Annotated in this window: 21 protein-coding genes; 11 read left to right on the top strand and 10 right to left on the bottom strand. The window is 66.3% G+C overall.

Annotation, left to right across the window (positions count from 1 at the left end):
- Window positions 1-19: 19 nt before the first annotated feature.
- Window positions 20-823, bottom strand: a complete 804-nt coding sequence (locus AC5STI_RS01140) for a fructosamine kinase family protein (protein ID WP_495445286.1) — start codon at window positions 821-823, stop codon at window positions 20-22.
- Window positions 820-1,554, bottom strand: coding sequence for a CAF17-like 4Fe-4S cluster assembly/insertion protein YgfZ (gene ygfZ, locus AC5STI_RS01145; protein ID WP_495445287.1), 735 nt, complete (start codon window positions 1,552-1,554; stop codon window positions 820-822). Before ygfZ ends, AC5STI_RS01140 begins: the two co-directional genes overlap by 4 nt.
- Window positions 1,555-1,652: 98 nt before the next feature.
- On the opposite strand from ygfZ, the gene AC5STI_RS01150 reads away from it, so the two are divergent.
- The gene (locus AC5STI_RS01150) at window positions 1,653-2,333 is read left to right on the top strand and encodes a TIGR04283 family arsenosugar biosynthesis glycosyltransferase (RefSeq protein WP_495445288.1); all 681 of its coding nucleotides are present in this window, start codon (window positions 1,653-1,655) and stop codon (window positions 2,331-2,333) included.
- Between the two features lie 65 nt (window positions 2,334-2,398).
- On the opposite strand, the gene AC5STI_RS01155 is transcribed toward AC5STI_RS01150, so the two are convergent.
- Window positions 2,399-4,264 carry an ABC transporter ATP-binding protein gene (locus tag AC5STI_RS01155; protein WP_495447715.1) on the bottom strand — a complete coding sequence of 622 codons (1,866 nt, stop codon included), beginning with the start codon at window positions 4,262-4,264 and terminating at the stop codon, window positions 2,399-2,401.
- A gap of 208 nt (window positions 4,265-4,472) precedes the next feature.
- Here AC5STI_RS01155 and AC5STI_RS01160 point away from each other — a divergent pair, with 208 nt between their 5' ends.
- Window positions 4,473-5,681, top strand: a complete 1,209-nt coding sequence (locus AC5STI_RS01160) for a pyridoxal-phosphate-dependent aminotransferase family protein (RefSeq protein ID WP_495445289.1) — start codon at window positions 4,473-4,475, stop codon at window positions 5,679-5,681.
- Window positions 5,682-5,711: 30 nt separating this feature from the next.
- Here the strand turns inward: AC5STI_RS01160 and AC5STI_RS01165 are convergent, their stop codons facing one another.
- Together AC5STI_RS01165 and AC5STI_RS01170 are read right to left on the bottom strand one after the other, a co-directional pair.
- Window positions 5,712-5,906, bottom strand: a complete 195-nt coding sequence (locus AC5STI_RS01165; protein ID WP_475050841.1) for a histidinol phosphate aminotransferase — start codon at window positions 5,904-5,906, stop codon at window positions 5,712-5,714.
- 90 nt (window positions 5,907-5,996) lie between these two features.
- Window positions 5,997-7,109, bottom strand: a complete 1,113-nt coding sequence (locus tag AC5STI_RS01170) for a pyridoxal phosphate-dependent aminotransferase (protein WP_495445290.1) — start codon at window positions 7,107-7,109, stop codon at window positions 5,997-5,999.
- Between the two features lie 133 nt (window positions 7,110-7,242).
- On the opposite strand from AC5STI_RS01170, the gene AC5STI_RS01175 reads away from it, so the two are divergent.
- From AC5STI_RS01175 to AC5STI_RS01185, 3 genes are all read left to right on the top strand, one after another.
- The gene (locus AC5STI_RS01175; RefSeq protein WP_475050845.1) at window positions 7,243-8,028 is read left to right on the top strand and encodes a crotonase/enoyl-CoA hydratase family protein; all 786 of its coding nucleotides are present in this window, start codon (window positions 7,243-7,245) and stop codon (window positions 8,026-8,028) included.
- A 414-nt stretch (window positions 8,029-8,442) separates the two neighbouring features.
- A complete protein-coding gene (locus tag AC5STI_RS01180; protein ID WP_475050847.1) occupies window positions 8,443-8,640 on the top strand; it encodes a hypothetical protein in 198 nt (65 codons plus the stop codon).
- Window positions 8,641-8,696: 56 nt separating this feature from the next.
- Window positions 8,697-8,912 (top strand): hypothetical protein, encoded by a 216-nt coding sequence (locus tag AC5STI_RS01185; protein WP_490398107.1) that lies wholly within the window; start codon window positions 8,697-8,699, stop codon window positions 8,910-8,912.
- Between the two features lie 117 nt (window positions 8,913-9,029).
- On the opposite strand, the gene AC5STI_RS01190 is transcribed toward AC5STI_RS01185, so the two are convergent.
- From AC5STI_RS01190 to AC5STI_RS01200, 3 genes are all read right to left on the bottom strand, one after another.
- Window positions 9,030-9,932: a fructose bisphosphate aldolase gene (locus AC5STI_RS01190; RefSeq protein ID WP_495445291.1), complete on the bottom strand. Its 903-nt coding sequence runs from the start codon at window positions 9,930-9,932 to the stop codon at window positions 9,030-9,032.
- 80 nt (window positions 9,933-10,012) lie between these two features.
- A complete protein-coding gene (locus tag AC5STI_RS01195; protein ID WP_495445292.1) occupies window positions 10,013-10,345 on the bottom strand; it encodes a DnaJ family domain-containing protein in 333 nt (110 codons plus the stop codon).
- Window positions 10,346-10,387: 42 nt separating this feature from the next.
- Window positions 10,388-11,758, bottom strand: a complete 1,371-nt coding sequence (locus AC5STI_RS01200) for an aminotransferase-like domain-containing protein (RefSeq protein WP_495445293.1) — start codon at window positions 11,756-11,758, stop codon at window positions 10,388-10,390.
- A gap of 146 nt (window positions 11,759-11,904) precedes the next feature.
- On the opposite strand from AC5STI_RS01200, the gene AC5STI_RS01205 reads away from it, so the two are divergent.
- Complete coding sequence (locus AC5STI_RS01205; RefSeq protein WP_495445294.1) at window positions 11,905-12,285, top strand: DUF983 domain-containing protein; 381 nt, start codon at window positions 11,905-11,907, stop codon at window positions 12,283-12,285.
- Between the two features lie 161 nt (window positions 12,286-12,446).
- Here AC5STI_RS01205 and pyrG read toward each other — a convergent pair whose 3' ends face one another.
- On the bottom strand, window positions 12,447-14,090 hold the full coding sequence (gene pyrG, locus AC5STI_RS01210) for a CTP synthase (protein ID WP_495445295.1): 1,644 nt from the start codon (window positions 14,088-14,090) through the stop codon (window positions 12,447-12,449).
- A gap of 172 nt (window positions 14,091-14,262) precedes the next feature.
- On the bottom strand, window positions 14,263-14,628 hold the full coding sequence (secG, locus tag AC5STI_RS01215) for a preprotein translocase subunit SecG (RefSeq protein WP_495445296.1): 366 nt from the start codon (window positions 14,626-14,628) through the stop codon (window positions 14,263-14,265).
- 172 nt (window positions 14,629-14,800) lie between these two features.
- Here secG and nthA point away from each other — a divergent pair, with 172 nt between their 5' ends.
- From nthA to AC5STI_RS01240, 5 genes are all read left to right on the top strand, one after another.
- On the top strand, window positions 14,801-15,415 hold the full coding sequence (gene nthA / locus AC5STI_RS01220; protein ID WP_495445297.1) for a nitrile hydratase subunit alpha: 615 nt from the start codon (window positions 14,801-14,803) through the stop codon (window positions 15,413-15,415).
- Window positions 15,412-16,089, top strand: coding sequence for a nitrile hydratase subunit beta (gene nthB / locus AC5STI_RS01225; RefSeq protein ID WP_495445298.1), 678 nt, complete (start codon window positions 15,412-15,414; stop codon window positions 16,087-16,089). The genes nthA and nthB overlap by 4 nt, the downstream gene beginning before the upstream one ends.
- Entirely contained in the window at window positions 16,086-16,418 is a 333-nt protein-coding gene (locus AC5STI_RS01230) for a nitrile hydratase accessory protein (protein WP_495445299.1), read from the top strand. Before nthB ends, AC5STI_RS01230 begins: the two co-directional genes overlap by 4 nt.
- Window positions 16,419-16,985: 567 nt before the next feature.
- Window positions 16,986-18,299, top strand: coding sequence for an adenylosuccinate synthase (locus AC5STI_RS01235; protein WP_475050864.1), 1,314 nt, complete (start codon window positions 16,986-16,988; stop codon window positions 18,297-18,299).
- A complete protein-coding gene (locus AC5STI_RS01240) occupies window positions 18,299-18,538 on the top strand; it encodes a DUF2842 domain-containing protein (RefSeq protein WP_495445300.1) in 240 nt (79 codons plus the stop codon). The genes AC5STI_RS01235 and AC5STI_RS01240 overlap by 1 nt, the downstream gene beginning before the upstream one ends.
- Window positions 18,539-18,644 lie beyond the last annotated feature (106 nt).

An 18,644-nucleotide genomic window follows, 5' to 3' on the forward strand; every position in this document is an offset into this window, starting at 1 on the left:
TCAGGTGAACAGAGGCTTGTCAGAAACCCAGGGCCGCCAGCCGGGCCTCCACCATCCCGCGGTAGCCGGCGCCGAACAGCCGCAGATGCACCAGCGCGGGCCACAGCTGATAGATGGCCCAGCGCGCCTCATGCCCCGGCTCCAGCGCGCCATAGGCCTCGTGGAACGCGGCCGGCGGCGTGCCGAACAGATGCAGCATCGCCAGGTCCACCTCGCCATGGCCCCAGTAACAGGCCGGGTCGATCAGATAGGCGGCGGCATGGCTGAACAGAACGTTCCCGGTCCACAGATCGCCATGAAGCAGGGCGGCAGGCGGCGCGGCGGGCAGCAGCTCCGGCAGCCGCTTGCAAAGCGCTTCAATCCGCAGCCGCAGATCACGGGGCAGGGCGTCCGGGGCGGCCAGCAGGCGGAGGTCGGCCCAGAACTCCGGCCAGGCCCGCAGCGGCGTGTTGGGGATTGCGACCGGGCCAAAGGCATAGTCTTCCGGCCAGCCGTAATGCGGGCCTTCCGCCGAATGCAATTGCCGCAGCGCGCGGCCCAGCGTTTGCCACCCCTCCGTGCTGGAAGGGGTCTCCTCCAGCGCTTCCATCAGCAGCACATCACCGGCAATCCCCAGAACCTCCGGCGCAGGCGCGCCCGCGGCCCGGATCGCGCGCAGCATAGCGGCCTCCGCCGCAACCAGCGGACCGGATTTGGCCGCCACCTGGCGGCCATCGCTCAAGGAGAGAAGCTGCACCTCCGACAGGTCGCCGCCGTGCAGCGGGCGGGCGCGTGACACCTCCGCGCCCAGAAGGGACAGAACCGTCTTCGCCAGCCGGTTCACGGCTGCCAGGTAACGCGGGCGTCTCCTGCCTGCATCTCCCCCTTGGCGCGGTCGAACCGCAGATAGGCGATGCCCCTCCCGCCCGATTGGGTGAACAGCGTGCCCACAGGCTTGCCGTCCGCGGTGATGTCTGTGCCAACAGGCGCGCTGCCCTCGACCTGCACGGTGCGGAAGCCCTTGCGCAGCTCGGTCTTGTGTTTCATCCGCGCGGTCACTTCCTGGCCGACATAACATCCCTTGCGGAAATCCACCCCGTGCAAACCCTCAAACCCGGCTTCCAGGATATAGCTGTCCGGCCCCAGCTCAGCGCCGGTTTCGGGAATGCAATGGGCCACCCGGATCGCGTCCCAGTCACTGCCGTCATCGCCGCCTTCGAGCCCATACATCCGCCAGCCCATCGCTGCATGGCGCGGATCAGCCAGCGCGTCCTCCGGAGCCTCCCCGGTGCCGCGCTTCACCTGCAGATCCGTCATCTCCACCTGCACATCGGCACGCAGCCGGTACATGTTCAGCCGTTTCAGCAAGCCCTCGGCCAGCGCGGCGTCCACGTCCAGCAGCACCGCATCGCCCTCGGCGGCGAGGAAGAAATCCGCAATGTACTTGCCCTGCGGCGTCAAGAGCGCGGCATAGACCAGACCATCGCTCAGCTTATCCACGTTATTGGTGACCAGCCCTTGCAGGAAGCTCTTGGCGTCACTGCCACTCACGCGCAGGATGCGGCGGTCGCTCATGTCTTATCTCCTGTGTGCCTCTGGGGCGTTTTACTGCCTGGCCCAGTGATATAGGAAGCAGGGCGGAAGAAAACAGCAAAACCGCATAGGAAATACCCATGCCCGCGCCGGTCAGCATCGTGATCCCCGCCCTGAACGCAGCACAAGAGCTGCCCGCCTGCCTGGAGCACCTGATGGAGGGGCTGGGCGCCGGGCTGATCCGCGAATTGGTGATCACTGACGGCGGCTCTACCGATGAGACCCGCGCCATCGCCCAGGCCGCCGGGGCGGAATGGGTCAGCGGCGCGCCGTCGCGCGGCGGCCAGCTGCGCCGAGGCTGCGCGGCGGCCAAGGGCGATTGGCTGCTGGTGCTGCACGCCGACACGCATCTGGAACCGGGCTGGTCCGCTGCGGTGGCGCGGCACCTGCAGGAGGGGCAGGGCAGGCCCGCCTATTTCCGGCTGCGGTTCCGGGCGCGTGGGGTGCTGCCCGTCTGGGTCGCCGGCTGGGCCAACCTTCGCGCGCGCCTGTTCGGGCTGCCCTATGGCGATCAGGGGCTGCTGATCCGCCGCCAAGACTATGAGGCCGCGGGCGGCTACCCCGATCAGCCGCTGATGGAGGACGTGGCACTGGTGCGCCGTCTCAAGGGGCTGACCGCCTTGCCTTCAGCGGCGCTGACCAGCGCGGCGCGCTACCAGCGGGCCGGCTGGCTGCGGCGCGGGGGGCGGAACCTGTGGACGCTGATACGGTACTTCCTCGGAGTGGCCCCGGAAAGGCTGGCAAAGTCTTACAGCAAATAGCCTGTTCCGCCCGGCCGCCCCCATGGGCGGGCGATGCCCTAAGCGCTAAATTCGAAGGCCGGTTTTCAGCCGAACACCTTGCGCGCAAAGCGCCGGAACCAGCGTTCCTTGCCGTTGTCCGCCGCGCCATCGGGAACCTGCTCCGCCTGGGCTGCGATGCTGGTGGTATCCACCACCGTCTTGCCGTCCTGGAATTGCAGCCGGTAAAGGTCGGCATAGATGCCGCCGCGGGCCAGCAGCTCATCATGGGTGCCTTGGTCCAGCACCTGGCCGCGGTCCATCACCACGATCTTGTCGGCGTTGCGGATGGTCGACAGCCTATGCGCAATCACCAGCGTGGTGCGCCCGCCCGACAGCTTGTCCAGCGCCTGTTGCACCACTTTCTCCGACTGCGCATCCAGGGCCGAGGTCGCCTCGTCCAAGAGCAGCACCGGCGTGTTGCGCAGCAGCGCCCGGGCAATCACCACCCGCTGCCGCTGGCCGCCCGACAGGGCAGATCCGCGCGGGCCGACCCGTGTCTCCAGCCCATGCTCCAGCTTGGGCAGGAAATCCGCCACATGCGAGGCATCCAGCGCCGCCTGCAGCTCTTCGTCGCTGACATCAGTGCGCCCCAGCACGATATTCTCGCGCAGCGTTTCGTCAAACAGCATGGCGTCCTGCGTCACCACCGAAAACAGGCTGCGCAGATCGGCGGTGTTCAGATCCTGGACCTCGACCCCGCCGACGGTGACCGACCCCGCCTGCGGATCCACCATCCGGGTCAGCAGGTTGAAGATGGTCGATTTGCCCGCACCCGACGCGCCCACCAGCGCGGTGGTCTTGCCCGCCTCCGCCTCCAGCGCCAGCCCGTTCAGGATCCGCGCATCGCCATAGCTGAGGTCGACACCCTCCAGCTTGATCGCCGGCAGGCCCTCCGGCGCCGGTTTGGGATGCTCCGGCTCGCTCAGCAGGATCGGCGCATCCAGCAGCTCCTTGATCCGCTCCAGCGCCGCCGCCGCCCCCTGCCACACGCCAGAGATATTGGCCAGCCGCCGCATCGGTTCAAACGACAGGCCGATCGAGGTGAAAAAGCTCATGAACTGGCCGACGGTCTTTTCGCCCGCAATGATCTCGGAGCCGCCATAAAGCAGCACCGCCATAAAGCCGACACCGGCCATGATATCGGTCATCCCGGAGATCGAGGAGGTGCCAAAGGCCGCCTTCACCTCGGAGCGGACAAACTCATCCGTGCGCTCGGAAAAGCGGTTGACCTGATAATCCTCCAGCCGGTTCAGCTTGACCGGCACGATGCCGTGGAAAATCTCGTCCAGCCGGGTCGCCAGATCGGCGCCCAGATCCCGCGCCCGCGACGCCTTCTTGCGCACATAACGCTGGATAGAGGCGATCGGCAGCAGCAGCACCGGCACGCCGATGAGCAGGATCAGGGTCCAGCGCCAGTCGATGCTGAAGGCCACGCCCAGCACCGCCACCAGCGCCACCAGGTCGCGGCCCGCGCCGGTGATCACCGCCTGCCAGACCGCGTTGATCGCACCCACATCGCTTTGCACCCGCTGCAGCAGCAGCCCCGGCGGGTGCTGCTGGTGAAACGCCGGGTCCTGCCGGATGAGACGCGCCAGCATGTCCTTGCGCAGATGCGCGGCAGAGGTCTGCGAGACCTTGCTCAGCAGCACCTTCTGGGTGACGCTGGACACGCCGCGCAAGGTGAAGATCGCCAGAAACGCCAGGCTGACCCAGACCAGCGCATCGGTGTTGCCCGCGACAAACACCAGGTCGAACATCGGCTGCATCATATAGCCGAGCGCCCCCATGGTGGCGCCTTCCAGCAGCATGAAAATCACGGCAACGCCCAGCAGCCCGATGTAATGGCGCAGGTATCCGCGCCACAGCCAGCCGAACAGCTCCTTCGAGGACTTATGCGGCTTCTGGCTCATTTCAGCGCTTTCCGGCAGGAAATTCGTGTCATTGCGGGCCTTTCCCTGTCGTTCCAGCGCCATTTAAGCAGGTGGGCAGCAGGGCGCAAGCAATTCGCCGTGACGCTGCGGCCTGCGGAATTGACCCGGCGGGCCGGGCGGCTACTGTGGCGGCACGGATCAACCGCGGCGGGCAGGGATGCCTTCCGCGCTGCAAGGAATGTCATCCATGAGCGGATCAGTGAACGTGCGGGCAGGGCGCTCCTACCTCGCCATCCCGGGGCCTTCGGTCATCCCGGACCAGGTGCTGCAGGCGATGCACCGGCCTTCTCCCAACATCTACGCGGGCGAGCTGGTGGAGATGACCGCCACCCTGATCCCCGACCTGCGCCGCGTGGCGCGCACGCAGCATCAGGTTGCGATCTACATCTCCAACGGCCACGGCGCCTGGGAGGCAGCGCTGCAAAACACCCTGCAGCCGGGTGACAAGGTGCTGGTGCCCTCCTCGGGCCGCTTCGCCATTGGCTGGTCGGAAATGGCTGAGGGGCTGGGGATCGAGGCCGAGATACTGGATTTCGGCAACCACGCGCCCTGGGATCATGCCCGGATCGCCGAAGCACTTGCCGCCGACACCGGCCACCGCATCAAGGCGGTGCTGGGCGTGCATGTGGACACCTCCAGCTCAATCCGCAACGACATAGCCGCCCTGCGCCGGGCGCTGGATGCGGCCGGCCACCCGGCGCTCCTGATGGCCGATTGCATCGCCTCGCTCGGCTGCGACCGGTTCGAGATGGACGAGTGGGGCGTCGATGTCATGGTCACGGCATGCCAGAAGGGGCTGATGGTGCCCGCGGGCATGGGCTTTGTGTTCTTCAACACCCGCGCCGCCGAAGCGCGCCGCGCGCTGCCGCGGATCAGCCGCTACTGGGACTGGGAGCCGCGCGCCAACCCGGAAGAGTTCTACCAGTATTTCGGCGGCACCGCGCCCACCCATCATCTCTACGGGCTGCGCGCTGCCCTCGACTTGATCCACGCCGAAGGCATGGAGGCCGTCTGGGCCCGCCACGCCCATCTGGCCCGCGCCATCTGGGCGGCGTGCGAGGCCTGGGGCAGGGACGGCCCGCTGAAGATGAATGTGCCCGACCGCGCCCTGCGCTCCCACGCGGTCACCGCGCTGCACATCGGTTCGCCGCTGGGCACAGAGCTGCGGACCTGGCTGGAGCAGAACCTGGGCCTCACCCTGGGCATCGGCCTGGGCATGGCGCCGCCCCGCAGCCCGGAATGGCACGGCTTCTTCCGGCTTGGCCACATGGGCCACGTGAACGGCCATATGGTGATGGGTCTGCTGGGCGGAATCGAAACCGGCCTCAGGGCGCTGGACATTCCGCACGGGGCGGGTGCGCTGGAAGCGGCCGCATCCGCGCTCGGGGGCGCTTAGCGGCTGGTCAGGTCCGGGCAGAAGGCGGCGTCACGCCTTCTGCGAATTCAGCCGGATGTCCAGCCGGGTGATGAAATGGTTGATCAGCACCGCCAGCACCAGCACGGGAACCATCCCGTACATCACCCAGATCACAAAGAAGATCCACATCAGGTTGATCCCGGCAAAAGTGATCGCGGCAGTGAAGAAATCCGGCATGCCATCCGGCAGTTCAGGGTCACGCATGACAATTCTCCAGGTACTACCTTTAGATGGTAGTCCTGGAGTGGTGAATGTCCGGTAAAACCGCCGCGATCCGGCGGCGGCCGGCAGGTTTCAGCCAGCCCCCAGCGCGGCCTCCAGTGCCCGCGGCAGCGCGGCGGCAAACGCGGCCAGCTCAGCCTCCGGCCCGCAGCTCACGCGGATGCAGCGGTTTTGCGGCGCGGCAAAGGGCATCCGCACGAAAAACCCCTGATCCACCAGCGAGTCCAGCACCGCCTTGGCAAACGCCCCGTCCCGGCCGCAGTCGATGGTGACGAAATTGGTGGCCGAGGGCAGGGCGCTCAGCCCGTTCTCCGCCGCGATCTCAGCAATCCGCGCCCGCGCGCCACCGATCTGGGCCAGCACCTGCGCCAGCCACTCCTGGTCCTGCAACGCCGCCAGCGCGCCCGCCTGCGCCGCCCGGTTCATGCCGAAATGATTGCGCACCTTGTTGAAGGCAAGGATCAGCTCCGGATGCCCCAGCGCATAGCCCACCCGCGCCCCGGCCATTCCGTAGGCCTTGGAGAAGGTCCGCATCCGGATCACCCGCGGATCATCGGCGCTGATGGGGGCCGCGGTGCCCTCAGGCGCGCATTCCACATAAGCCTCGTCCAGCAGCAGCAGGCAGCCATCCGGCAGCCCGTCCAGCGCCGCGGCGATCTCTGCCCCCTTGTGCCAGCTGCCCATCGGGTTGTCGGGGTTGGCAAGATACACGATCTTCGCGTCCACCTCCGCCGCCCTGGCAAACAGCGCGGCGTAATCCTCGCGGTCGTCCTTGTAGGGCACCGTATGCAGCACCCCGCCAAACCCCGCGACATGGTAATTGAACGTCGGATAGGCCCCCAGCGAGGTCACCACCGCATCGCCCGGGCCGATCAGCAGCCGAACCAGGTAGCCAAGCAGGCCGTCAATGCCTTCGCCCACCATGATATTCGCCGGTGCTACACCATGATGCGCGGCCAGCGCCTGGCGCAGATCATGGTTCTCTGCATCGCCGTACTTCCAGATCTCCGCCGCTGCCTTGCCCATCGCCTCGATTGCCTTGGGCGAGGGGCCAAAGATGTTCTCATTCGCCCCCAGCCGCGCGGCAAAAACCTGGCCGCGGGCACGCTCCTGGGTCTCGGGGCCGACAAAGGGCACGGTGGCGGGCAGGGAAAGCGCAAGCGGGGTGTAGCGGGGACCAGTCATGGCGGCAGATAACCCCAAGCCGCAAAGCGGGGCAAGGGCTGCGGCCCCTGCAGGACGGCTGCCCCCACGTAGCACTGGAAACGCCGCCGGTTCCGGGGCAGGCTGACGCAAAAGATCCAGCGGGGAGAAGACCATGGACAGAGTGACCATCGGCTACAAGGACCATATCGCCTATGTGACGCTTGCCCGTCCGGACAAGCACAACGCCCTGGACGAGGAGATGGTGAACGCAATCATCGCCGCCGGCCAGGAAGTGGCGGAGTCGGACGCCCGCGCGGTGGTGCTCTCCGGGTCCGGCAAAAGCTTCTGTGCGGGTCTCGACATGGCCGCGCTTGCCAGCTTCGTGCAGCGCGACCTCAGCACCCTGGTGATGGAGCGCACCCACCACGACGCCAATGCCTTTCAGGAGGTCGCGATGGTCTGGCGCCGGGTGCCGGTGCCGGTGATCGCCGCCCTGCACGGCGCCTGTTTCGGCGGCGGGCTGCAGATCGCACTGGGCGCTGACATCCGCATCGCCCACCCCGAAGCGCAGCTGGCGGTGATGGAGATGAAATGGGGCCTGATCCCCGACATGGGCGGCATGGCGCTGCTGCCGCGGCTGGTGCGCACCGACGTGATGCGCCGCCTGACCTACACGGCGGAGAAGATCGGCGCGCAGCAGGCGCTGGACTGGGGGCTGGTGACCGAACTGGCCGGCAACCCGCTGTCGCGCGCCAATGAGCTGGCCGCAACCATCGCTGCCAAAAGCCCCTCCGCCATCCGCGCCGCCAAGCGGCTGATCGCCCAGGCCGAAAGCGGCGCCAGCCAGGCAGAGGTACTGCTGGCCGAAAGCGCCGAACAGCTGGAGCTGATCGGCAAACCCGATCATATGGAGGCGGTCGCCGCCCAGCTTCAGAAACGCCCGCCGGACTTCCGCTGAGGGCAAGGCCGCACGGCGCTGCACCTGTCCCGCTGCCCGGCCTGCGGCTGTGCTGCCGGGAGCTGAGGCAGCGCCCGGCAGGGGGGCTTTCCCCCAAAAAAACAACTCCGGAAACTGCAACGGCGGGTTTTTGCCAAATTTTACGTAAATCCGCCGACGCAAGCGGGAAACCGCCGTCTGCCGGCAGAAAAATGCCGCGCAAAACCAGCACAAACACCCGTTAACCTTTTGGCAACTTCTGGGCGCAAAACCTGGCTTCAGGAGGGCGCAACAGGGGCAGATCCAGCACCTGGCAGACGGACAGCGGGGGACCCGGCAGGGCCCCGGACGGCTGCGTGCACCCTCAGGAACTGCAGTGGAACCGGCCAGGCGGGAGGATTGCCCTGGCCCGGGCTTCAGAAAGGAGTGAGGCTGATGCAACTGGTGCGTAAGAAGTGGTTTATTCTGTTTGAAAGCGGCGCCTTGCTGTCCCGGACCGGGGACAGGATCACATATTTTTATGATGAGGCCCTGAGCTTCGGGAACCGGGAGGAGGCGCAGCGCTACCTGGCTGCCAATGAAAACCAGGTCAGCTGCACCGGCCTGCGCCCCTCGCTGACTGAAGCGGCGTGAGCGGATGGCTCGCCGCCAGCCGGGCCGCGGATCGTCATCGCGCGGCGGAGGCGCGGATGCCTAGCTCTGCCCGCTGGCTGCTCGCCTTCAGCGGCGTTCTGATCTCTGCCGCGGCACTGGTGTTCTGGGCCTGGCTCGGCGGCGCGGGCCAGACGCTGGAGGCGCAGCCCGGCTGGTTCACCCTGGCGGCACTGCGCTATTTCTGGCTGCCCTTCCTCAGCGGCGCAGGCCTTGTGCTGGCGGTGTGCTGCGCCGGGCGCTCCGGGGTCTGATCTGCCGCCTGGCCCCGGGGCGCGCCAGGCGGCCTGCGGGGCCGCCTGCCAGCCAGCACAAAAAAAGGGCCGCAGCCTCAGCAGGCGCGGCCCTTGCCGTTTCCGGACGCAGCCGGATTACAGCGATGCGTCGTAGATCTTGGAGATATTGGCGCCCAGGGCGGCGTCATATTCCGCATCGGACATCGCCACGTTCAGCCCCTCGGTCAGGGCGCGGCTGAAGGAGGCGATCATCTTGGGGTTCTGCGCCAGGCGCGCGCAGGCGTCATCGGTGGTGTAGCCGCCGGACAGCGCCACAACGCGGACAACATTGGCGTGGTCCGCCAGATCGTCGTACAGGCCCGGCTTGGTCGGGATGGTCAGCTTCAGCGCCACTTTGGCATCGGACGGCAGGGCGTCCAGCTGTGCCTTGATCTCTGCCTTCAGCAGCTCTTCCGCCTCGGCCTTGGTGGCGGAGTTGATGTCGACTTCCGGCTCGATGATCGGCACCAGGCCGGCCGCAACGATCTGCCGGCCAACTTCGAACTGCTGCGCGACAACCGCCTTGATGCCTTCGGCATTGGCTTCCTTGACGACCGAGCGCATCTTGGTGCCGAAGATGCCCTTATCGTTGGCGCGCGCCAGCAGCGCGTCCAGCTCCGGCATCGGCTTCATCATCTGCACGCCGTTTTCCTCGTCCGCCAGGCCCTTGTCGACCTTCAGGAACGGGACCACACCGCAGTTGTCCCACAGGAACTCGGCGGTCGGCTTGCCGTCAATCTCGCCGTCCATGGTTTTTTCAAACAGGATCGCGCCCAGGATGCGGTCCTTGGTAAAGCTCGGCGAGGTGATGATGCGGGTGCGCATCTTGTGAATCTCGGCGAACATCTCGTCGTCGTTCGAATAGGCGTCTTCGTTCACGCCATAAAGCTTCAGCGCCTTCGGGGTGGAGCCGCCCGACTGGTCCAGCGCGGCAATGAAGCCCTTGCCGCCTGCGATGCGGTCGAGTTGTTCCTGCTGTACGGAAGCGTCTTTAGCCATAATGCGTCACTCTTCTTTTGAAAGGTCTGTCTTGGGGCTGTCTATAGCGCGAATTGCGCCGGAAACAACGGGGTGTTGCGCTAACGGAAGAAGGATTTCCGCGCATCCCGCGCCATGTTGTAGCGCATTTCCAGATCCGATATCCGCGCCATCGCCGCCTTGCGTGCCTCCGGGTCCGTCAGCGCGGCATACTCCCGGCGCGCGGCGGCCAGCTGGTCCTTCAGGCTGAACTCCTCCGGCACCACGCCGGCCTCGGCCATGATCCGCATTCCGGCCGCCATGCCCGCATCCGCGTACGCCTCGCTGCTGCGGTCGGGCAGCGGCTTGCCTTCGCCTTCGAGGCCCTGCAGCTGCCCTTCGGCCTGCGCCTTGGCCAGCTGGCGTTCGATCAGGTTGCGGAATACGCGCATCATGCGGGGTCTCCTGCGGTGCGCAGAGACTTTATCACCGGCGCGTCACCCCAGCCAGTCCTTGCGGGTGACGGCATCGTTCAGCGCCATCAGGTCTTCGCGCAGATCCGCCAGCCCGACCGGCCCGCCCAGGCAGACCCGGACCGCTTCCTCCGGCAGGCCGGAGACGGTGAAGGCATCGCTCGGCATGATGCCGATCTGGCGGCCCGACATACGGCCCATCACCTCGGCCCGGCTGGTGCCGCGCGGCAGGCTGAGCCACAGGTTGAAGGCCAGCGGATCGCTCTCGACGAAACAGTCCTGCAGAACCCCCGCCGCCAGCGCCTGCCGCTCGGCCGCCGCCTTGCGGATGAAACGCTGAAGCGCCGCCGCAGTGCCATCCTCGATCCAGCGGCCCAGCAGCGCCAGGTTCAAGGGCGACACCATCACATGCATCGACCTGAGCGCCTGGCTGAACTGCCCCAGCAGCGCGCGTCTCGGCACCGTGGTATAGGCCAGACGCAGCCCGGCGCCAAAGCATTTGGAGAGCCCGGCAATATGCCAGCCCAGATCGGGGATCAGGCTGCTGATGGACTGCGGCGCGCCGTTGTCGACAAAGCAATAGGCGTCATCCTCGATCAGCGGCAGGTCGTGTTTCTGCAGCACCGCGGCAATCTCCTGCCGCCGTTTGGCCGGGATGGTTTTTGTGGTCGGGTTCTGCAGCGTCGGATTGAGATACAGCGCCGCAGGCCAGTGGCCGGTGATGGCTTTCTCCAGCGCATCCGGCAGGATGCCGTCCTTGTCCCCCGCCAGCCCGACCAGACGGATCCCCTGCCGGGCGGCGATGGAGCGCAGGCCGGGATAGGTCACATCCTCGCACATGACAATCGAGCCGGGCTCGCACAGAATCGTCAGGATGGCATAGAGGCTGGCGTGCGCGCCCGGCGTGATGACCAGCCGCTCCGGCGTGCAGGCCAGCCCGTTGGCCTGCATCCACTCTGCCGCGATGGCCCGGTCCTGCGGGCTGCCGGTCACCGACTGATAACGCAAGAGCGGCAGCAGGTTGGCGGAGACATGCTCCAGCCCTTGCCGCATCCGCGCCAGCAGGGCAGGGTCGTCCGGCTCCGGCGGCATGTTCATCATCGGGTCTTCTTCCAGCGCCCGCCGCGGATCGGGCCGCTCAGGCAGCGCTTCCTGCGCCTTCACAAAGGTGCCGCGGCCGACAAAGCTCTCGATGTAACCGCGCCGCACGGCTTCGGCGTATCCCCGCGATACGGTGGAGAAATCCAGCCCCAGGTCCTGCGCAACCCGTCGCTGCGGCGGTAGCCGGTCGCCGGGGGACAGCACGCCCGCGTCGATGTCGGCCCGGATCGCCTCGGCGATTTCCAGGTAACGGGGCTTGCCGCTGTCCAGGCGGGCAGGGGTCCATTGTTTCATCGCCGTGTCTCCGCTTGGCGCATTGTGCCTTGATTGATTGGTTCAATGCATGACTGCGTCAATAAATGCAACATCAATGATGGCATATTGTTTGCATTCAATCCCGGAATCACTGTATCACGCGGCAAACCCAAGGAGACGCCGCGATGACCGGGATTGATCTAGTGGAACAGGAGCAGCGGGAGCTGAAGCCCGCCTTGCTGAAGGGGCTGCGGCTGCGCTGCCCGAACTGCGGCGGCGGCAAGCTGCTGCACAGCTATCTGAAGGTGAATGACAGCTGCACCGAGTGCGGCCAGGAGCTGCACCACCAGCGCGCCGATGACGGCCCGGCCTACCTGACCATCCTGGTGGTGGGCCACATCCTCGGCTTTGCGCTGCACATCGTCTACATGCAGATGCGCCCGGATCCTTGGACGCTGGCGATCATCATGTCGGTGATCACCGTGGGCGCCTCGCTGATGATGCTGCCGCGTATGAAGGGGCTGGTGGTGGCCTATCAATGGGCCAAGCGGATGCACGGCTTCTAAGCCGCCACAATCCAATTAGGTAAAATGCAAAAGGCGGGCCCTGCGCCCGCCTTTTTCCTGTTTCTCCCTGCGCCGCCTTGGCGGCGCCGGGCCCAACGGGAGCCGCTCACGCGCCGTGAGCCAGGCGACGGGCGGGAGGAAACCGCCAGCCGCGCACGCCCTCAGACCAGCCGCGACGCTTCTTTGGCTGCGCGCACGAAACCGTCGAACAGCGGGTGCGGGGCAAAGGGCTTGGACTTCAGCTCCGGGTGGAACTGCACGCCGATAAACCACGGGTGGTCCGACCATTCCACGATCTCCGGCAGGCGCCCGTCCGGCGACATGCCCGAGAATTTGAGGCCGCATTTCTCCAGCTGCTCGCGGTACTTGGTGTCGACCTCGTAGCGGTGGCGGTGGCGCTCCTCGATATGGGTGCTGCCATAGACCCCGGCGACCTTGGAGCCTTCCAGCAGGGTCGCGTCATAGGCGCCCAGGCGCATGGTGCCGCCCTTGTCGTCGCCGACCTTGCGCTCGACCATGGTGTTGCCCTGCACCCATTCCTTGAGGTGGTAGACAACCGGCTCGAACCGCTTCTTGCCGGCTTCGTGGTCGAACTCCTCGGAGCCCGCCTCGGCAATGCCTGCAACGTTGCGCGCGGCCTCGATCACCGCCATCTGCATCCCGAGGCAAATGCCCAGGTAGGGGACCTTGTTTTCACGCGCGTACTGGGCCGCCTTGATCTTGCCTTCGGTGCCGCGCTCGCCAAAGCCGCCGGGCACCAGGATTGCGTGATAGCCCTGGAGATAGGGGGCGGCGTCTTCCTTGTCGAACAGCTCGGCATCGACCCACTCGATCCGCACCTTCACCCGGTTCGACATGCCGCCATGGGTCAGCGCCTCGGCGATGGATTTATAGGCGTCTTCCAGCTGGGTGTATTTGCCGACGATGGCCACCCGCACTTCGCCTTCGGGGTTATAGATACGGTCGGCCACATCTTCCCAGCGCTCCAGGTTCGGCTTGGGGGCGGGGGCAATGCCAAAGGCATCCAGCACCGCCTGGTCCATGCCTTCGCGGTGATAGGCCAGCGGCGCCTCGTAGATGGATTTGAGGTCCTGCGCAGCAATCACCGAGTCGGGGCGCACGTTGCAGAACAGGGCCAGCTTCTCGCGCTCTTTCTTCGGGATCGGGCCCTCGGAACGGCAGACCAGGATGTCCGGCGCCAGGCCGATGGAGCGCAGCTCCTTCACCGAGTGCTGGGTCGGTTTGGTCTTCAGCTCGCCGGAGGCCTTGATGTAGGGCAGCAGGGTCAGGTGCATGAAGATGCATTCGCCGCGCGGATTGTCCTGTGCGAACTGGCGGATCGCTTCGAAGAAGGGCAGGCCCTCGATGTCGCCGACGGTGCCGCCGATCTCGCAGAGCATGAAGTCGACCTCATCCTCGCCGATGGAGATGAAGTCCTTGATTTCGTTGGTGACGTGCGGAATCACCTGGATCGTCTTGCCGAGGTAGTCGCCGCGGCGCTCCTTTTCCAGCACGTTAGTGTAGATCCGGCCGGAGGAGATCGAGTCGGTCTTGCGCGCCGGAACCCCGGTGAAGCGCTCGTAGTGGCCGAGGTCCAGATCGGTCTCGGCGCCGTCGTCGGTGACGAACACCTCGCCGTGCTCGAACGGGCTCATCGTGCCCGGGTCGACGTTCAGATAGGGGTCCAGCTTGCGCAGGCGGACAGAGTATCCGCGGGCCTGCAGAAGCGCCCCCAGTGCTGCCGAAGCCAGGCCTTTGCCCAGGGATGAAACAACACCGCCAGTGATAAAGATGAAACGCGCCATGAGTGTTCGGCTGCCCCCGTGAGAAGTCAGAATCTAGCTGCCCGGCGGCCCTCGGAATGGGTACGAAAACCGCAGCATCACGGGACTTCATATATAAAGGATTCGCGCAATAAGCGCAAGGGAACCGCAAGATGCTGTTGCGGTTCCTAAAACCCTCTCAAGGTGTAGTAGGTTAGTCGGCGCTGGGAACCAGCGGAGCGTTGTCGCCTTCGCTCGGCGGCAGCAGCTCGCTGCCCAGCGGTGCCGGCACCGCCGGTGCGTCGCCGTCTTCGGCCTGCGGAACCGCCAGCCGGTCGGTGACCGAGGAGCCTGCTGATTTCTGCGCTGCCATGATGGTCAGGGTGATCGAGGTGCAGATGAAGGCAATGGCCAGGATCCAGGTCACCTTGCTGAGCGCGGTTGCCGCCGCGCGGCCCGAGATGGCGCCGCCGCCGCCGCCGCCCATGCCCAGACCGCCGCCTTCGGAGCGCTGCAGCAGCACCACGGCAATAAGGCCGAGAGCCAGAAGAAGATGGATGATGAGAACAACGTTTTCCATGGGTCCCTGCGGCGGTTGGCTGAGTATCGGGCGGTAAATAGGCAAGATTGCCCGGGGGGGCAAGGGCGGAGTTTGCCTGACGCCGGGCAGCACCCATGACGTGCAGTCAGAGGTGCCGCAGCGGTGCTTTGTGACTGGACGCAGGGGCTTGGGGCAGGGCAGAGTTTTTTTCATGCCACATGATCATCACGACCACCCGCACGCCCTTTTGCCGCCGGACCCTGCTTTGCGGGTCAAGGCGCTGGAGACGATTCTTGTGCAGAAGGGGCTGATCGACCCCGCCGCGCTGGAGGAGATCATCGACACCTACCAGAACAAGATCGGCCCGCAGAACGGCGCCCGGGTGGTGGCCCGCGCCTGGAGCGATCCTGAGTTCAAGGCAGCACTGCTGGCCGATGCCGATCCGGTGCTGGCGGAGCTGGGCTATTACGGCCGTCAGGGCGAGCATATGGTGGTGGTGGAGAACACAGCCCAACAGCACAATATGGTCGTGTGCACCTTGTGCAGCTGCTACCCGTGGCCTTTGCTGGGCATTCCGCCCGGCTGGTACAAATCCGACGCCTACCGCGCCCGTGCGGTGCGCGAGCCGCGCAAGGTGCTGGCGGAGTTTGGTGTGACTTTGCCGGACGAGACCGCGGTGCGGGTCTGGGATTCGACGGCTGAGGTCCGCTATCTGGTGCTGCCAATGCGGCCCGGGGGCACGGAAGGCCTCAGTGAGGATGAATTGGCCGCGCTGGTCACCCGCGACAGCATGATCGGCACCGGACAACCGAAGGTGCCGGCATGACCCGGGTGCATGACATGGGCGGGCGATTCGGTGATGGTCCTGTGGTGCCGGAAGCGGAGGACGCGCCGGTCTTTGCCGAGGACTGGCATGCGCGCGCCCTGGCGGTGACGCTGGCCTGCGGTGCGCTGGGGCAATGGAACATCGACACGTCGCGCCACGCGCGGGAGAAGCTGTCGCCCAAGGATTACACCCGGTTTTCCTATTACGAGAAATGGATCTCGGCACTGGCGGATCTGCTGGTGGAGAAGGGCGTGCTGACGCGCGAAGACCTTGAGGGCAAGGGCGCAGCCGGGCTGCATAAGCTGGCGGAGCGGGCCCTGAAGGCGGAGAATGTTGCGGGCGCGCTGGCCAAGGGCGGCCCGGCGGACCGCGAGGGCGGGCCGGCGCCGCGGTTCTCGCCCGGGCAGGCGGTGCGGGCGCGGATGCCTGCGGATAACGCGCTGGTGGATGGCGGCCACACAAGGCTGCCGCAGTACGCGGCCGGCGCGCGCGGCTATATTCTGCGGCTGCATGGCACCCATGTGTTCCCGGACAGCAGCGCCCATGGTCTGGGCGAGGCGCCGGAGCCGCTTTATGCGGTGCGCTTTTTTGCGCGTGAGCTGTGGGCGCATCCGGAGCACCCGGAGGACGAGGTGGTGCTGGACCTGTGGCAGAGCTATCTGGAGCCGTTATGAGTGATTGCCCCGAGGTCGCAGCGCCGGAGCCGGTTTTTGCCGAGCCGTGGCACGCGCAGGTCTTTGCGCTGACCGTGCATCTGAACGAATCCGGGCGGTTTACCTGGGGTGAGTGGGTGGATCGGTTCTCCGCGGCACTTAAACGCCACGGGCTGAGCCGCGAGCTGGATGGCGGCGAGGATTACTTTCGCACCTGGCTGGAGACGCTGGAAGCTTTTCTGGCGGAGCAGGGTGCGGCTTCGCCTGCGGAGGCGGAAGTGATGCGCAGCCGCTGGGAGGAGGCGTATCTGACGACGCCGCATGGCGCGCCGGTGCATCTGCGCGGCTGAGCGCGCGCAGCTATGGCCGCCGGGGCCGTTGGGGGCCGGGGCGTTCTTTGCCGTTTCTGGTGTTTCTGCCGTTTCGCGCTGTGTCCCAGTTAAGGGGGCGGCGCCGCCGGGTGGAGGTGGACAGACCCCGCGGGGGGCCTGCTCGGACAGGATTTCCTGGACGACCCCCTTTTTATCAGGGCCGGTCTCCGGGGGTTGCGCAGGCAGCCGCACAGATGCCTGCGCCTCGTATCATGGCCCCGCGCGCGGGAACCATGGCGGGGGATCGCGATCGTTTGGGAGCATGGCATAGGGATATGAGGAACGGGTGAAGCGGGAGTGCGGTGGGGGCGCAACGCCAGCAGCGTCCCACCGAAGCGCATGGGAGGGAATCGCCCGGCGGCACCGCCGGGCTGCGCCTGCCTGCCCCCCGGCAGGCGCATTCGCGCCCGCCCAGGCAGGCGCAGCCCTTTGTGATCGGGGTGAAAACGGGCATCCTGGGTCTGACTGCGGCGAATTTCCGGTTCCACTGCCTGCGCAGCATCGCTATATGAGCGTGGGTTTGAACCAGACTGTAAAGGACCGGATATGGCCAATGTCGTCGTAGTCGGCGCCCAGTGGGGCGACGAAGGGAAAGGCAAGATCGTGGACTGGCTGAGCGAGCGCGCTGACGTGATCGCCCGCTTCCAGGGCGGCCATAACGCCGGCCACACGCTGGTCATTGACGGCAAGGTCTACAAGCTGCACGCGCTGCCCTCGGGCGTGGTGCGCGGCGGCAAGCTCAGCGTCATCGGCAACGGCGTGGTGCTGGATCCCTGGCACTTGCTGAAGGAAATCGAGACGGTCCGCGAGCAGGGTGTCGAGATCACCCCCGAGACGCTGATGATCGCCGAGAACACCCCGCTGATCCTGCCGCTGCACGGCGAGCTGGACCGGGCGCGCGAAGAGGCGGCCTCCAAGGGCACCAAGATCGGCACCACCGGCCGCGGCATCGGCCCGGCTTATGAAGACAAGGTGGGCCGCCGCGCGATCCGCGTTGCCGACCTGGCCGATGAGGCGACCCTGATTGCCCGCGTCGACCGCGCGCTGCAGCACCATGACCCGCTGCGCAAGGGCCTGGGCGTTGATCCGATCGACCGCGACGCGCTGATCGAACAGCTGAAGGAAATCGCGCCCAAGATCCTGCCCTATGCGGCACCGGTCTGGAAGGTGCTGAACGAAAAGCGGAAATCGGGCAAGCGGATCCTGTTCGAAGGCGCGCAGGGCGCGCTCTTGGACATCGATTTCGGCACGTACCCGTTTGTGACCTCCTCGAACGTGATTGCAGGCCAGGCGGCCACCGGCGTCGGCATCGGCCCGGGCTCGATCGATTACGTGCTGGGCATCGTCAAGGCCTATACCACCCGCGTTGGTGAAGGCCCGTTCCCGACCGAGCTTCTGAAGGAAGACGGCACTCCGGATGCGGACGGCGAGCGCCTGGGCACCCGCGGCCATGAGTTCGGCACCACCACCGGCCGCCAGCGCCGCTGCGGCTGGTTTGATGCGGCGCTGGTGCGCCAGACCTGCGCCACATCGGGCATCAAGGGCATCTGCCTGACCAAGCTGGACGTTCTGGACGGGTTCGAGACCCTGAAAATCTGCACCGGATATGATCTGGATGGCGAGACGCTGGACTATCTGCCGACCGCCGCCGACCAGCAGGCCCGCTGCACCCCCATCTATGAGGAAATGCCGGGCTGGAGCGAGTCCACTGAGGGCGCGCGCAGCTGGAACGACCTGCCCGCCAACGCCATCAAATACGTGAAGCGGGTGGAAGAGCTGATCGACTGCCCGGTGGCGCTTCTGTCCACCAGCCCGGAGCGGGACGACACCATCCTGGTGACCGACCCGTTCGCTGACTGATGGCTGAGAAGCAAGGCCTGAGCTACAAGGCCCGGCGGCGCTGGGCCCTGGTGATCCTGCTGGTCGGGATGCCGCTCTACATCGTGGCCGCGGTCACGGTGATGAACTGGCTGGACCGCCCGCCGCTGTGGCTGGAGCTGATCGTCTATGTCGCCCTGGGCATCGTCTGGGTGCTGCCGTTCAAGTTCGTGTTCCGCGGCGTCGGCCAGGCGGATCCGGACGCCGGTGAAGACCAGTAAGAGAAGGGGCGCTGCCCCTCAGGTTTGATTGGAAGAGAGGCGCTGCCCCTCAGGCTTGATTGGAAGAGGGGCGCTGCCCCTCAGGTTCGATTGGAAGAGGGGCGCT

The organism is Leisingera sp. CC-HEC096 (assembly GCF_059429235.1).